The following is a 13,384-nucleotide window of genomic DNA, read 5'->3' on the forward strand; positions in this document are numbered from 1 at the left end:
ACGATGACCGAGGCGCAGGACACCGAGCACGGCGGGCCCGCGGTGCCGCAGACCCGCACGGCACGCCACCGCCGGATCGTGGACATCCTCAACCGGCAGCCGGTGCGCTCGCAGAGCCAGTTGGCGAAGCTGCTCGCGGACAACGGGCTGAGCGTCACCCAGGCGACGCTCTCCCGGGACCTCGACGAGCTCGGCGCGGTCAAGATCCGCAACACCGGCGGCGAGTTGATCTACGCGGTCCCGAGCGAGGGCGGTTTCCGCACCCCGCAGGCCCCGCTGGGGGAGTCGGCCAAGGAGGAGCGCATGCGGCGCCTCTCGGGCGAACTCCTGATCTCCGCGGAGGCGTCGGCGAACCTCGTCGTCCTGCGTACACCCCCCGGCGCGGCCCAGTTCCTGGCCTCGGCCATCGACCAGGCCGAGCTCCACGACATCCTCGGCACGATCGCCGGGGACGACACGCTGATGCTCATCAGCCGTGACCCGGCGGGCGGGCAGGCCCTCGCGGACCACCTGCTGCGCCTCGCCCAGAACGATCGCTGACCCCTGCGCCCGGGGCGGACCGGCCACGGCCGGTCCGCCCCGGGCCGTGGTCGAACGTCCCTCCGGCAGGCCCGAGTCGGCCCCGGGAGCGGGCAGCGGACCTGGTGGGCCGGCCGGCATGCGGCCGAACGGCGCCACCTGAACCGCCGCACCGCGCCGGGGCGCGGCGGCGCCCCCGCCGCCCGCTCCCCGGCCGGCCGGGTGACGACCGCGACGACGCTGCCGGCGGGTCTCCTCGCCCGTGCTCCTCGTCCTGGGTGGCGTCGTCGATCTGCGCACGGGCGGCGGCGCTCTGCTCCCGTCCCGCGTCCTGGCGGGGGCGAGACCGGCGGCGTCGTCCCGGCGCCCCTCGTCGGACTCGTCACGGCCCTGGCCGCCGGGCACCGGCCCGCCCGGGCGGCGCTTCACGGCCCTGGGCGCGGTGCTCCGGCCCGCCCGGGCGGCGCTTCACGGTCATGGGCGCGGTGCTCCGGCCCGCCCGGGCGGCGCTTCACGGTCATGGGCGCGGTGGTTTTGCCGATCCTGCCGATCCTGCTGTTCATCGGGTTCGCCGCCGAGTGCCCGGGAGGGCACCCCTGCCGACGGCCCCCCGGGCGTCCGCCCGGACCGGCGCGTGCGCTCAGGCCGCCCCGCGGGGCCGGTCGGCGCGTTCCGGGAGGGGCAGCGGGAGGGCGGGCAGCCCGTCCAGGCTCACCCCCACGTGGTCCTTCTTCGCGCAGTACGCCGCGAACTCCTCGTCCGACTTGCGCCCGAAGTACTCCGCGTGCTGGGTGCGTTCCTCCCGGTAGTCCAGGTACGGCACCGCGAACCCGCAGGCGTCGCTGACCCTCACCACGCGCACCACGACGATCGCACGGGCCGCCGGCCCGTCCGCCGCGGCGAAGTGGCCTATCCACTCCTCCCAGCGCGGGTCGTCCCGGAAGACGGCCTCGCCCTTGCCGTGCACCCGCAGCACCTTCGGCGGCCCCGAGAAGGCGCACCACATCAGCGTGATGCGCCCGTTCCCCTCCTCCCGCACATGCGCGAGCGTCTCCGCGCCGCTGCCGCCGAAGTCCAGATACGCCAGCGTCATCCCGTCCACGACGACGAGCGTGCCGCTGCGCCCCTTGGGCGAGAGATTGACGTGCCCGTCGCCGTCGAGGGGCGCGGTCGCCGTGAAGAAGACCGGCTGCGCCTCGATGAACGCGCGGATCCGGTCGTCGATGTGTTCATAGACTTTCCCCATGGGGTGATTCTCGCCCGTCGGCTTCCCACCGTCCGACCGCTTCCGGTCGGGGCGCCTCAGCCCGGCAGCCCGACCCGCCGCCGTGTCGCCGTCAGCACCCACTCGCTGAACAAGTGCGTGCACCTGTCCAGCAGTTCGCCGACCTCGGCGTCACCGGGCGGTACGTCGTGCACCCACCGCCGCAGCTGCACCGCGGACTCGGCGCTGCCCCGCAGGCCGGGGTCCTCGTCCGCCGTCAGTGCCACCGCGGCCCGGAGCTGGTCGAGGCCGCCCCGGGCCCGCAGCAGCCGGAACGCCGCCCGGCGGGTGGGCGTGGGCCGGCCGGGGGCGAGGCGCCGGGAGAGTGCCTCCCCGGGCAGGGCGGCCGTGTACGGCAGCAGGGCCTCCGTCGCCTCGCGCACCACCGCGGGAGACGGGTCGTCGATCAGCGGCAGCACCAGTGCGGGTGGCGCGCACTCCAGCGACCGCAGCCCCGCGACGGCACGGGCGCGCACCGCCCCCGACGCGTGGGTGAGCAGAAGGCGGAGCAGCGCCGCGTCCTCCCGACGGCCGCACTCGGCCAGTCCCGCCACCGCACCGGGGACGAGGGAGGCGGGGTCGGCGGACAGTGCCCGGTAGTGGGCGTGCGCGTCGCCGTCCCCCTGCGCGGACGCCCAGCGCGCGCAGGCGCGGACCAGTGCCGACCGGTCGGTGAGCGACCCCGCTGCCTCCCGGGTGCGTCCGGCGCGGCGCAGTGCCGTCACCCCCGCGGCGCGGACCATCGGCGCCCGGGCCGCGAGCAGGGTGTCGACGGCACCGTCGTCCGCCCCCTCGGCCGCCATCGCGGCGAGGGCGGCGTCCGACCACATCCGGCACAGGACCGGGTCGTGCTCGGACGCGGCCCGCCGGGCGGATTCCCGCGCGCCCGGACGTCCCCGGGCCGCCACGACGCGCGCGGCCAGCCGTCTGGTGGCCGTGTCACGGGTGTCGTCCAGCCGGGCGGCCGCCAGAGCGGGACGGGCCTCGTAGGCGGCGCGGAAGAGGTCGAGCGCCCAAGCGCCCTCCGCGCGCCGGCCGGTGCGCAGCACCAGCGGGGTGAGCGTGCGCAGGGCGTTCTCCGGCTCGGCCCGCAGGTGCTCCTCCAGCAGCGCGCGGGCGCGCAGGCGCACGGGTTCCGCCCAGTCCGTGCACCGGATCACGACGAGGTACCAGAAGGCGTCGCCGCGGGGTCCGCGGGCGAGGGCCGCTTCGCGGATCCGGCCGTCGGGGTGGCACAGGGCGGTCTCGGGCCGTGCGGCCGCGCGGGAGACGCGGTCCCGGGGGCCCCGGCGGAGCTGGTGGCGGACCTCCTCGTCGAAGGCGGTCCAGCAGGCCGGGTCGTCGCGAGGGAGCACCCGCGGTGCGCCGCCCCCGTCCAGCAGCAGCAGTGCCGCCGCTCGTCCTGTCTCCCCGTGCCTGCTCATCCGCGTCCCCTCCGCCGTCGACGGTCGGAGCGTAGGTGCTGCTCCACTTCGCTGACCAGCGGGTTTCACCGTCGATTGACAAACCATACGGTGGACCGCATAGTTATACCCATCAGCGTTTGCACCGTAAGGAGAAACCCGTGACCGAGCGCGTCGTACTCGCCTACTCGGGCGGCCTGGACACCTCCGTCGCCATCGGCTGGATCGCCGAGGAGACGGGCGCCGAGGTCATCGCCGTTGCCGTGGACGTCGGCCAGGGCGGCGAGGACCTGGACGTCATCCGCAAGCGCGCGCTCGCCTGCGGTGCCGTGGAGGCCGAGGTCGCCGACGCGAAGGACGAGTTCGCCGAGGAGTACTGCCTCCCCGCGATCAAGGCCAACGCCCTCTACATGGACCGGTACCCGCTGGTCTCCGCGCTGTCGCGGCCCACGATCGTCAAGCACCTCGTCGCCGCCGCCAAGAAGCACGGCGCCACCACCGTCGCCCACGGCTGCACCGGCAAGGGCAACGACCAGGTGCGGTTCGAGGCCGGCATCGTGGCCCTCGCGCCCGAGCTGAAGTGCATCGCCCCGGTCCGTGACTACGCGATGACCCGGGACAAGGCGATCGCCTTCTGCGAGGAGAAGCAGCTCCCGATCGCCACCACCAAGAAGTCCCCGTACTCGATCGACCAGAACGTCTTCGGGCGGGCCGTCGAGACCGGCTTCCTGGAGGACATCTGGAACGCGCCGATCGAGGACATCTACGAGTACACCTCGAACCCGGCCGAGCAGCGCGAGGCCGACGAGGTCGTCATCTCCTTCAAGGCGGGCGTCCCGGTCGCCATCGACGGCAAGCCCGTCAGCGTGCTCCAGGCGATCCAGCAGCTCAACGAGCGGGCCGGCGCCCAGGGCATCGGCCGGATCGACATGGTCGAGGACCGGCTCGTCGGCATCAAGTCCCGTGAGGTCTACGAGGCCCCCGGCGCCATCGCGCTGATCACCGCCCACCAGGAGCTGGAGAACGTCACCGTCGAGCGCGAGCTCGCCCGGTACAAGCGGCAGGTCGAGCAGCGCTGGGGCGAGCTGGTCTACGACGGCCTGTGGTTCTCCCCGCTCAAGCGGGCGCTGGACGGCTTCATCGCCGAGGCCAACCAGCACGTCACCGGCGACATCCGGATGACCCTGCACGGCGGCCGCGCCGTCGTCACCGGCCGGAAGTCCGACGAGTCGCTGTACGACTTCAACCTCGCCACCTACGACTCGGGCGACACCTTCGACCAGTCGAAGGCCCAGGGCTTCATCGAGATCTTCGGCCTGTCCCAGAAGATCGCCGCCAAGCGCGACCTGGCGTGAGGGCCGGGGTCGCCGGCCGCGACCCCGCGTGACCCGCACCCGTTGTACAGACCGCCTCCCCGCTCCGTCCCGGCACGGGGAGGCGGTCGCACATCCGAACCTTCCAGGAGCTTGAACTGTGAGCAGCAACACCGGTGACGTCCGGCTCTGGGGCGCACGTTTCGCCGACGGCCCCGCAGAGGCGCTGGCCAGGCTGTCCGCCTCGGTGCACTTCGACTGGCGCCTCGCGCCGTACGACATCGCCGGCTCCCGCGCGCACGCCCGTGTCCTGCACAAGGCCGGCCTGCTCACCGACGACGAGCTCTCGCGCATGCTCGACGGACTCGACCGGCTCGAGGCCGACGTCGCCTCCGGCGCGTTCACCGGCACCATCGCCGACGAGGACGTCCACACCGCGCTCGAACGCGGTCTGCTGGAGCGCCTCGGCCCGGACCTCGGGGGCAAGCTGCGTGCCGGCCGGTCCCGCAACGACCAGGTCGCCACGCTCTTCCGGATGTACCTGCGCGACCACGCCCGCATCATCGGCGGACTGATCGCCGACCTCCAGGACGCCCTCGTCTCCCTCGCCGAGGCCCACCCGGACGTCGCCATGCCGGGCCGCACCCACCTCCAGCACGCCCAGCCCGTGCTCTTCGCCCACCATGTGCTCGCGCACGTGCAGTCGCTGTCCCGGGACGCCGAGCGGCTGCGCCAGTGGGACACCCGCACGGCCGTCTCCCCGTACGGCTCCGGCGCCCTCGCCGGCTCCTCGCTGGGGCTCGACCCGGAGGCCGTCGCCAGGGACCTCGGTTTCGAGCGCGGCTCGGTGGGCAACTCGATCGACGGCACGGCCTCCCGCGACTTCGTCGCGGAGTTCGCCTTCATCACGGCGATGATCGGCGTCAACCTCTCCCGGATCGCGGAGGAGGTCATCATCTGGAACACGAAGGAGTTCTCCTTCGTCACCCTGCACGACGCCTTCTCCACCGGGTCGTCGATCATGCCGCAGAAGAAGAACCCCGACATCGCCGAGCTCGCCCGCGGCAAGTCCGGCCGTCTCATCGGCAACCTCACCGGGCTGCTCGCCACCCTCAAGGCGCTGCCCCTCGCGTACAACCGCGACCTCCAGGAGGACAAGGAGCCCGTCTTCGACTCCTGCGACCAGCTGGAGGTCCTGCTCCCCGCCTTCACCGGCATGATGGCCACGCTCACCGTCAACCGGGAGCGCATGGAGGAGCTGGCGCCGGCCGGCTTCTCGCTCGCCACCGACGTCGCCGAGTGGCTGGTCAAGCAGGGCGTGCCGTTCCGGGTGGCCCACGAGGTCGCCGGCGAGTGCGTCAAGGAGTGCGAGCGGCACGGGATCGAGCTGGATCAGCTGACGGACGAGCAGTTCGCCACGATCTCCCCGCACCTGACGCCCGAGGTGCGCACGGTGCTGGACGTCCCCGGTGCCCTCGCCTCGCGCAGCGGGCGCGGCGGCACCGCCCCGTCGGCCGTGGCCGTCCAGCTCAACGAGGTCAAGGCCGACCTGGTGATACAGCACGCCTGGGCCGCCGCCAAGAAGTAGCCGCACCGCGGCACGCGCCTCAGAACGCCGACCCCCAGTCGGCGAGGACGTCGAAGTCGGGCCGGGTCAGCCCGATCCGCTGGTCGATCCGCAGGAGCAGCGAGTCGGCGAGATGGTGCTGCCCGACGTACTCGCGGTCGAGGTCCGTGATGTCGTCGTCGATCCACGCGAACGGGCGCCCGGGGGCGTACCGGAGGATGTACTGCGTCTTCCAGAACGTCCCCCGAGGCGCCCGCCCGTGCATCTGCGGCCAGTCGATCCAGGGGAGTTCGGGCAGCCCGAGGGGCGGCCCTATCCAGACGTTGGCCTCCCCCTTCCAGGTCGTCGCCCACACCAGCTCGTACCACTCCGTCAGCTTCAGCAGCTCCGCCCCGTGCCCCGGGTGGAGCCACACCCGCAGCGGCTTGCCGTCGGTCCAGCCGGTGGGCCGCATCCGATGGGTGGTGTAGCCCTCGGGCCGCCGCTCCGGCTGTGCGGCATAGGGGTTCAGCGGTCCGTCGACGTCGATCAGCAGCAGCGGTTTCACCAGGTGTCCCTCTCAGGGGCCATGGGCCCCGAGAGGGGCGTGGCAGCGGTGCCCGGACGGTGGGCCGGACTGGGCGCGGATGTTCGTGCGGACGGTGGGCCGGACTGTGCGCGGACGTCCGTGCGCAACCGTGCGCCGGGGTCACGGACGTGCAGCCGCCGCCGGGGGCGGTCTCCATTGTGCGGGCGCCGTCCCCGATGTACAGCGCCGAGGGAAGGTGCACCTGTGGGGCCGGGACGGCCATGCCTGGAATGAGACGCTCATGTCTCACATGGGTTACCCTCGTCTCATGGCCATGGACCGTGAACAGGTGCTGCGCACCGCCGCCGCCGTGCTCTCCCGCAAATCGACCGCCACGATGGACGAGGTCGCCCGTGCGGCCGGCATCGGCCGCGCCACCCTGCACCGCCACTTCGCCGGCCGCGACGCCCTCGTCAGGGCGCTGGAGGCGCTCGGCATCCAGGAGCTGGAACGCGCCCTGGACCGCTCGCGGCTGGACGACGGCCCCGCGGCGGACGCGCTGCGGCGCCTGATCGGCGAGGTGCAGCCCGCCGCGGACCTGCTGGCCTTCCTCTACACCGAGAACCAGCTGTTCGAGGGCGAGGTCGACGAGGGCTGGGCCCGGCTGGACGCCCGGCTGTCCGGCCTCTTCCGACGGGGCCAGCAGCAGGGCGAGTTCCGCATCGACCTCAGTCCCGTCTGGCTCACCGAGGCGCTCTACGGCCTCGTGGGCTCCGGCGCCTGGGCCGTGATGGACGGCCGCGTGGCCCAGAAGGACTTCCAGTACATGATCACCGAGCTGCTGCTCGGTGGAGCACGACGGAGCGTGGACACATGAGCAGGACTCTCACCGGGCCCGAGGTGGGACAGGGCCTCAGCCGCCCGGGGCGCTGGCTGGCGCTGTCCGTCCTGGTGCTGGCCGTGCTGCTGGTGGCCGTCGACGCCACCGTCCTCGGCCTCGCGACCCCGTTCCTCAGCGAGGACCTCCAGCCGACCGGCAACCAGTTGCTGTGGATCGGCGACGTCTACTCCTTCGTCATCGCCGGCCTGCTCGTCTCCATGGGCAGCCTCGGCGACCGCATCGGCCGCAAGAAGCTGCTGCTCTGCGGCGCGGTCGCGTTCGGCGCGGTGTCCGTGCTCAATGCGTACGCCACCAGCGCGGAGATGATGATCGTGGCCCGGGCGCTGCTCGGCGTCGCCGGTGCCACGCTGATGCCGTCCACCCTGGCGCTGATCCGCAACATCTTCCACGACCCGAGGGAACGCAGCCTCGCGATCGGTATCTGGGGGGCCATGGCGTCCGCCGGGGCGGCCGTCGGACCCGTCGTCGGAGGCTTCCTGCTGGAGCACTTCTGGTGGGGCTCCGTCTTCCTGATCAACCTGCCCGTGATGGCCGTCCTGGTGGTCGTCGGCGTGAAGCTGCTGCCCGAGTCGAAGAACCCTGCGCGCGGCCCCTGGGACCTGCCCAGCGTCGCCCTGTCGCTCGTGGGCATGTTCGGCGTGGTGTACGCCGTCAAGGAGGCCGCGAGCCACGGTCCGAGCTGGACCGCGGGGGCGGCCGCCGCCGTCGGCGCCGCCGCGCTGTACGGCTTCGTCCGCCGGCAGTTCACCCTGCCCGCGCCCCTGCTCGACATGCGGCTCTTCCGGCACCGGGGCTTCTCCGGCGCGGTCCTCGCCGACCTGCTGACCATCCTCGGACTGTCGGGCCTGGTCTTCTTCCTGTCGCAGTTCCTGCAACTGGTGCAGGGGCGGCAGCCGTTCGAGGCAGGGCTCGCGGAACTGCCCGCCGCGATCGGGGCGGTGGCCACCGGACTCGTCGCGGGTGTCATGGCCCGGCGGTTCTCGGTGCGCTCCGTGGTCGCCGGCGGGCTCGCGGCGGTCGGCGCCGCGCTCGGCGTCCTCACCCTGATCGACCGGTCGACCGGCTACCCGCTGCTCGGTGCGGCGCTGCTGGTGGTCGGCGCGGGCGCGGGATTCTCGTTCACCGTCACGGCCGACGTGATCCTCTCCAGCGTCCCCAAGGAGCAGGCGGGCTCCGCGTCCGCGGTCTCCGAGACGGCCTACGAACTGGGCGCGGCGCTCGGGATCGCCCTGCTGGGCTCCATCGTGACCGGCGTCTACCGCGAGTTCACCGTCCCGGCGGGCACCCCGGCGGACGTCGCGTCGGCCGCGCACGAATCCCTCGGGGGCGCGGTGGAGGCGGCGGGCGCGCTTCCCCACGACCGGGCATCGGCCCTGGTGGCCGCGGCCCAGGACGCCTTCACCGACGGCCTGCGGGTCGCGGCCGGTGTCGGCGCAGGAGTCCTGCTGGCCACGGCGGTCGCGGCGTGGTTCCTGCTGCGAGGCCAGAAGCTGGCGGAGACCGTCGAGCACTGACGGCGCGCTCCCGCCGCGGGCACGCGAGAGGGCCGGGGTCCTCGGACCCCGGCCCTCTCGCGTGCGGTTCTAGGCGGCCTTGGCCTTCGTGGCGTACATGTCCACGTACTCCTGCCCGGAGAGCCCCATGACCTCGGTCATCACCGAGTCGGTCACCGCCCGCAGCACGTACCGGTCGCGGTCCATGCCCTCGTAGCGGGAGAACTCCATCGGCTCGCCGAAGCGCACCGTGACCCGGCCCGGCCGGGGCAGTCCCGCACCGCCGGGCTGGAGCTTGTCCGTGCCGATCATCGCGAAGGGCACCACCGGCGCACCCGTCATCAGGGTCAGCCGGGCGATGCCGGTACGGCCCCGGTACAGGCGGCCGTCGGGGGAGCGGGTGCCCTCGGGGTAGATGCCGAAGACCTTGCCCTCCTCCAGCACCCGGCGGCCCGTCATCAGCGCCGCGACACCGCCGTTGGCGCCGTCGCGGTCGACCGGGATCATGCCGCAGCCCGTGAAGAACCACGCCATCGCGCGGCCCTTGAGGCCCTTGCCGGTCACGTACTCGTCCTTGCCGATGAAGTACACGGCCCGGTCGGTCACCAGCGGCAGGATCATCGAGTCGATGAAGGTGAGGTGGTTGCCGGCGAGGATCACCGGACCGGTCCCCGGAATGTTCTCGGCGCCTTCCACCCGGGGGCGGAACATCAGACGCAGGATCGGCCCGAGCACTGCCTTGATGAGCGTCAAGCGGGACAACGGGTCCTCCGTGTCGTGGGACGTGCCATGGGGTCGGGACGGCGCGGCTTCCGGTCTGGTCGGTGCAGGTGAGGACGATACTCGCGGGTCCGGCCCCGCCGCACATCGGGTTCACCGGGCCGATACGCAGTGTTGACGTGTGTTCCCGCCCTGTTCGTACGCGGTCTGCCGCCCGTAGGGCAGGGCTGCCTACCATCGGGCGTCGCTCGACAGGTGCGGGAGATCACATGGAGGAACGTTTCATGACACAGGGGACGAGCAGTGGTCCGGCACGCCGGTCGTTGCTGGGCGCGGCGGTTCTCGGCACGGCGGCGATGGGCGCCGCCGGCGGCGCGGGCACGGCGCGGGCCGCCGGCGGGGGAGGCGCGCGGGGCGGCCGCCCGGCCTTCCGGGACCTGCCCGTGCCGGCCGTGATCGCCCACCGGGGCGCCAGCGGGTACCGGCCGGAGCACACGCTCGGTGCCTACCAGTTCGCGCTCGACATGGGCGCCGACGTCATCGAGCAGGACCTGGTGCCCACCCGGGACGGGCACCTCGTATGCCGTCACGAGAACGACATCACGGGGACCACGGACGTCTCCCGGCGCCCGGAGTTCGCCGCGCGCCGGACCACCAGGTCGGTCGACGGGGTGAGCCTCACCGGCTGGTTCACCGAGGACTTCACGCTCGCGGAGCTGAAGACCCTGCGCGCCACCGAGCGCATCCCGGGCACCCGGCAGGAGAACACCCTCTACGACGGCCGCTGGGCGGTGCCCACCTTCGAGGAGGTGCTGCGCTGGGCCGAGCGGGAGGGCCGCCGGCGCGGCCGTCCGGTGTGGCTGCACGTCGAGACCAAGCACCCCACCTACTTCCGCGGCATCGGCCTCGGCCTGGAGGAGCCGCTGGCGAAGCTGCTGCGGCGGTACGGGCGCGACCGCCGCGACTCCCCGGTCTTCCTCCAGTCCTTCGAGCCCACCAGCATGCGCCGCATGGCAGGGCTGGTGTCCTCCCCGCGGGTCGTCCTGCTGTCCGGTCCGGCGTCCCGGCCCTGGGACTTCATCCAGTCGGGAGACCCCAGGACGGTGGCGGACCTCGTCACGCCCGAGGGCCTGGCCTGGATCGCCTCGTTCGCGCAGGGCATCGGCCCGACGCTCGACCTCGTCGTCCCCCGGGACGCGGCGGGCCGGCTGACCGAGCCCACGGCCCTGGTGCGCGACGCGCACGCGAAGGGCCTCCTCGTCCACCCGTACACCCTGCGCAACGAGAACAGCTTCCTGCCCGCCGACTTCCGCCGCGGCACCGACCCGAACGCGTACGGCGACGTGTTCGGCGCCTACCGGGCCTACTTCGCCACCGGGATCGACGGCATCTTCACCGACAACCCGGACACCGGTCTGCTGGCCGCGGCGGACCACCGGGCCTGACCCGCGAGGCGCCCCGGCCCCCGGGGCGCCTCACCCCGCCGCGCCGGCCGGACGGGAGGCGGTCGCCGGGGTGCGGCCGGATCGCCGCGCCGTGCGACGGGCCGGCCCGCGGCCCGTCGCCTGCGGCCCCGGCTGCCGACCGACGGCGCCCGGCCCGGCATGTCGGCCGCCCCGGTACGACGGCCCCGCCCCGCCCGGTCCTGCCGCAAGGGCGCCGCACTCGTACGGGTGACGGTGGCCGCGCACGGAAACCGCCGTCCCCCCGCCGCACGTCACGCCGGGTATGACCGTTGCCGATACTTCCGCCGTCCCCGTCACCGGCGTCGTGGGCGCCCTGCGCGATCTGGTGAGTGCCGAGGCGACCGCCGAGGCGCCCGGCGCCGCGGTGGAGGCCCGCGACCTCGAACAGGCCGTCTGGCTGCGGCTCCTGGAGCGCCTCGGCACGGACGCGGGGCCGCCGCCGGACGCCGCGCGGTGGGTCAGGGCGGCCGTGCGGGCGGAGGCCCGCCGCGCCCGCCGCACCGCCGCGCGGGAACTGCCGTACCGTCACGAGCCCGCCGACGACCCCTCGGCGGGGCCCGAGCGGGCCGCGCTGCGCTCGGAACGGCGGCGCGTGCTGCGGGCGGCCGTCGCCCGCACCCCCGGGAACTGCCCCCGGCTGCTGACCGCGATGCTCGCCCCCGAGGACCCCACCTACCGGGAAATCGCAGGGACGTTGGGTATCTCACAGGGGAGTCTGGGGCCGATGCGTTCCCGTTGCCTGGGATGTCTGCGCAGAATGCTCGCGGCAGAGGTTGCAGCTCCTGAACATCGGGGAAGGGAGCGGTAGACAACCGGTGGAACAGGTGAGCGGGAGGCATGCGCACATGGGCATGAGCGTGACCATCTCAGCGGCGACCGAGGACGACGCGGAGCACATCCTCAAACTGCAGTTTCTGTGCTACCAGACCGAGGCCGAGCTCTACGGCGACTACGCCATCGAGCCCCTCACCCAGACGCTCGCCGACCTCCGCCGGGAGCTCGCCGAGGGCCACGCGCTGGTCGCCCGCCTCGGCGGCGAGGTGGTCGCCTCCGTCCGCGGCCGGGTCGACGACGGCGGCACCGCGCGCATCGCCAAGCTCATCGTCCACCCGCGGATGCAGCGGCACGGTCTCGGCGGCCGGCTGCTCGACGCGATCGAGGAGCGTTTCGCCGGCGACGCCCGGGCCGAGCGCTTCCAGCTGTTCACCGGTCACCGCAGCGAGAGCAACCTGCGCCTCTACCGCAGCCGCGGCTACGTGCCCGTCGCCACCGAGCAGGCCGGCCCGCGGCTGACCCTGGTCACGCTGGAGAAGGAGTCCTCGCGGGGCGCGTACGCGGCCAGCGCCTGACCCGCCGCCGCGCCCGCCGGCCCCACCGATCCGCTGTCCGGCCCCGCCGGACAGCGGATGCTCAGGCCGTCCGGGCGCGGCGCAGCCAGATCATCCCGGTCACCGGCAGCAGCACCGGGATGAAGACGTAGCCCATGCCGTAGTCGGACCACACGGTCGAGTCGGGGAACGCGGACGGGTCCGCCAGCGTCCAGGTCCCGACGATCAGCACACCGGCCAGTTCGGCCGCGCAGCACACCAGCGCCGCCCTGCGGGCCTTCTCGCCGCCGCGCACCAGGGTGTACGTGATGAACGCGTACACCACGGCCGCGACCGCGGACAGCACATGGGCGAGCGGCGCGCTGCCGTAGTCGGTGAGGATCTGGTAGACGGAGCGCGACACCGCGCCGACCGACATCACGCCGTAGAGCCAGACCAGCAGCAGGCCCGGCCCGGCGACCAGCCTGGTCCGCCCCGCCGCGGGGGCGCCGTCGTCGGTGGTCGTCCCTGCCATCGTCAGCCTCCCCAGATGTCGTGGAGCCGCACTTCGAGCACGGCGAGCACCACCGCTCCCGCGGCCACGGTCGCCGACCCCCAGCGGGTGCGCTCGCCGAGCGAGAGGAATCCGGCGGCGGGCACGGCGAGCGCCGAACCGATCAGATACGCCAGGAAGATCGCGACTCCTTCGCCGGGCTCCTCGCCCCGCGCCAGCTGCACGATGCCCACGACCAGCTGGGCGAGGGCGAGGACCGACACCACGGCGATGCCGATGAAGTGCCAGTCCTTGGTGGGCTGGTCGCGATAGGCGGCATGGCCGCACCATGCGGCGAGGGCGAGCGCGGTCACGGCCACCGCGATCGTCAGGGCGTCGAGCATGGGCCCGAGCGTATTACGGGCCGCGC

14 protein-coding genes are annotated in these 13,384 nt (G+C 73.5%); 8 read left to right on the forward strand and 6 right to left on the reverse strand.

Annotated elements, in window-relative coordinates; genetic code table 11:
* The first annotated feature begins 3 nt into the window (after positions 1-3).
* Positions 4-540, forward strand: a complete 537-nt coding sequence (locus tag EAO77_RS26030) for an arginine repressor (RefSeq protein WP_147990698.1) — start codon at positions 4-6, stop codon at positions 538-540.
* Positions 541-1,159: 619 nt separating this feature from the next.
* Here EAO77_RS26030 and EAO77_RS26035 read toward each other — a convergent pair.
* A complete protein-coding gene (locus tag EAO77_RS26035) occupies positions 1,160-1,765 on the reverse strand; it encodes a pyridoxamine 5'-phosphate oxidase family protein (RefSeq protein ID WP_147990699.1) in 606 nt (201 codons plus the stop codon).
* A 56-nt stretch (positions 1,766-1,821) separates the two neighbouring features.
* Positions 1,822-3,207: a hypothetical protein gene (locus EAO77_RS26040; RefSeq protein ID WP_147990700.1), complete on the reverse strand. Its 1,386-nt coding sequence runs from the start codon at positions 3,205-3,207 to the stop codon at positions 1,822-1,824.
* A gap of 140 nt (positions 3,208-3,347) precedes the next feature.
* On the opposite strand from EAO77_RS26040, the gene EAO77_RS26045 reads away from it, so the two are divergent.
* On the forward strand, positions 3,348-4,541 hold the full coding sequence (locus tag EAO77_RS26045; RefSeq protein ID WP_147990701.1) for an argininosuccinate synthase: 1,194 nt from the start codon (positions 3,348-3,350) through the stop codon (positions 4,539-4,541).
* A gap of 118 nt (positions 4,542-4,659) precedes the next feature.
* Positions 4,660-6,087, forward strand: a complete 1,428-nt coding sequence (gene argH / locus EAO77_RS26050; protein ID WP_147990702.1) for an argininosuccinate lyase — start codon at positions 4,660-4,662, stop codon at positions 6,085-6,087.
* Positions 6,088-6,106: 19 nt separating this feature from the next.
* Here the strand turns inward: argH and EAO77_RS26055 are convergent, their stop codons facing one another.
* Positions 6,107-6,613 carry an HAD domain-containing protein gene (locus EAO77_RS26055; protein WP_147990703.1) on the reverse strand — a complete coding sequence of 169 codons (507 nt, stop codon included), beginning with the start codon at positions 6,611-6,613 and terminating at the stop codon, positions 6,107-6,109.
* Between the two features lie 289 nt (positions 6,614-6,902).
* On the opposite strand from EAO77_RS26055, the gene EAO77_RS26060 reads away from it, so the two are divergent.
* Both EAO77_RS26060 and EAO77_RS26065 read left to right on the forward strand, forming a co-directional pair.
* A complete protein-coding gene (locus EAO77_RS26060) occupies positions 6,903-7,451 on the forward strand; it encodes a TetR/AcrR family transcriptional regulator (protein ID WP_147990704.1) in 549 nt (182 codons plus the stop codon).
* Positions 7,448-8,989 (forward strand): MFS transporter, encoded by a 1,542-nt coding sequence (locus EAO77_RS26065; RefSeq protein WP_147990705.1) that lies wholly within the window; start codon positions 7,448-7,450, stop codon positions 8,987-8,989. The genes EAO77_RS26060 and EAO77_RS26065 overlap by 4 nt, the downstream gene beginning before the upstream one ends.
* A gap of 69 nt (positions 8,990-9,058) precedes the next feature.
* Here EAO77_RS26065 and EAO77_RS26070 read toward each other — a convergent pair whose 3' ends face one another.
* Positions 9,059-9,730 carry a lysophospholipid acyltransferase family protein gene (locus EAO77_RS26070; protein WP_147990706.1) on the reverse strand — a complete coding sequence of 224 codons (672 nt, stop codon included), beginning with the start codon at positions 9,728-9,730 and terminating at the stop codon, positions 9,059-9,061.
* Positions 9,731-9,972: 242 nt separating this feature from the next.
* Between EAO77_RS26070 and EAO77_RS26075 the strand changes: the two genes are divergently transcribed.
* The 3 genes from EAO77_RS26075 (at position 9,973) to EAO77_RS26085 (ending at position 12,503) form a co-directional block, all read left to right on the forward strand.
* Positions 9,973-11,133 carry a glycerophosphodiester phosphodiesterase gene (locus tag EAO77_RS26075; protein WP_147990707.1) on the forward strand — a complete coding sequence of 387 codons (1,161 nt, stop codon included), beginning with the start codon at positions 9,973-9,975 and terminating at the stop codon, positions 11,131-11,133.
* 283 nt (positions 11,134-11,416) lie between these two features.
* A complete protein-coding gene (locus tag EAO77_RS26080; protein ID WP_147990708.1) occupies positions 11,417-11,962 on the forward strand; it encodes an RNA polymerase sigma factor in 546 nt (181 codons plus the stop codon).
* A gap of 37 nt (positions 11,963-11,999) precedes the next feature.
* Positions 12,000-12,503, forward strand: coding sequence for a GNAT family N-acetyltransferase (locus EAO77_RS26085; RefSeq protein WP_147990709.1), 504 nt, complete (start codon positions 12,000-12,002; stop codon positions 12,501-12,503).
* Between the two features lie 61 nt (positions 12,504-12,564).
* Here EAO77_RS26085 and EAO77_RS26090 read toward each other — a convergent pair whose 3' ends face one another.
* Together EAO77_RS26090 and EAO77_RS26095 are read right to left on the reverse strand one after the other, a co-directional pair.
* Complete coding sequence (locus EAO77_RS26090; protein ID WP_147990710.1) at positions 12,565-12,996, reverse strand: hypothetical protein; 432 nt, start codon at positions 12,994-12,996, stop codon at positions 12,565-12,567.
* Positions 12,997-12,998: 2 nt separating this feature from the next.
* Entirely contained in the window at positions 12,999-13,358 is a 360-nt protein-coding gene (locus EAO77_RS26095) for a hypothetical protein (protein WP_147990711.1), read from the reverse strand.
* Between the last annotated feature and the right edge of the window lie 26 nt (positions 13,359-13,384).

It is taken from the genome of Streptomyces sp. T39 (assembly GCF_008042045.1).
GTDB lineage: Bacteria > Actinomycetota > Actinomycetes > Streptomycetales > Streptomycetaceae > Streptomyces.

Excerpts from the sequence above, each read along its gene's own strand:
- EAO77_RS26030 (WP_147990698.1), top strand. The coding sequence starts at position 4 with ATGACCGAGGCGCAGGACACCGAGCACGGCGGGCCCGCGGTGCCGCAG.
- EAO77_RS26035 (WP_147990699.1), bottom strand. The coding sequence starts at position 1,765 with ATGGGGAAAGTCTATGAACACATCGACGACCGGATCCGCGCGTTCATC.
- EAO77_RS26040 (WP_147990700.1), bottom strand. The coding sequence starts at position 3,207 with ATGAGCAGGCACGGGGAGACAGGACGAGCGGCGGCACTGCTGCTGCTG.
- EAO77_RS26060 (WP_147990704.1), top strand. The coding sequence starts at position 6,903 with ATGGCCATGGACCGTGAACAGGTGCTGCGCACCGCCGCCGCCGTGCTC.
- EAO77_RS26065 (WP_147990705.1), top strand. The coding sequence starts at position 7,448 with ATGAGCAGGACTCTCACCGGGCCCGAGGTGGGACAGGGCCTCAGCCGC.
- EAO77_RS26075 (WP_147990707.1), top strand. The coding sequence starts at position 9,973 with ATGACACAGGGGACGAGCAGTGGTCCGGCACGCCGGTCGTTGCTGGGC.
- EAO77_RS26080 (WP_147990708.1), top strand. The coding sequence starts at position 11,417 with ATGACCGTTGCCGATACTTCCGCCGTCCCCGTCACCGGCGTCGTGGGC.
- EAO77_RS26085 (WP_147990709.1), top strand. The coding sequence starts at position 12,000 with ATGGGCATGAGCGTGACCATCTCAGCGGCGACCGAGGACGACGCGGAG.
- EAO77_RS26090 (WP_147990710.1), bottom strand. The coding sequence starts at position 12,996 with ATGGCAGGGACGACCACCGACGACGGCGCCCCCGCGGCGGGGCGGACC.
- EAO77_RS26095 (WP_147990711.1), bottom strand. The coding sequence starts at position 13,358 with ATGCTCGACGCCCTGACGATCGCGGTGGCCGTGACCGCGCTCGCCCTC.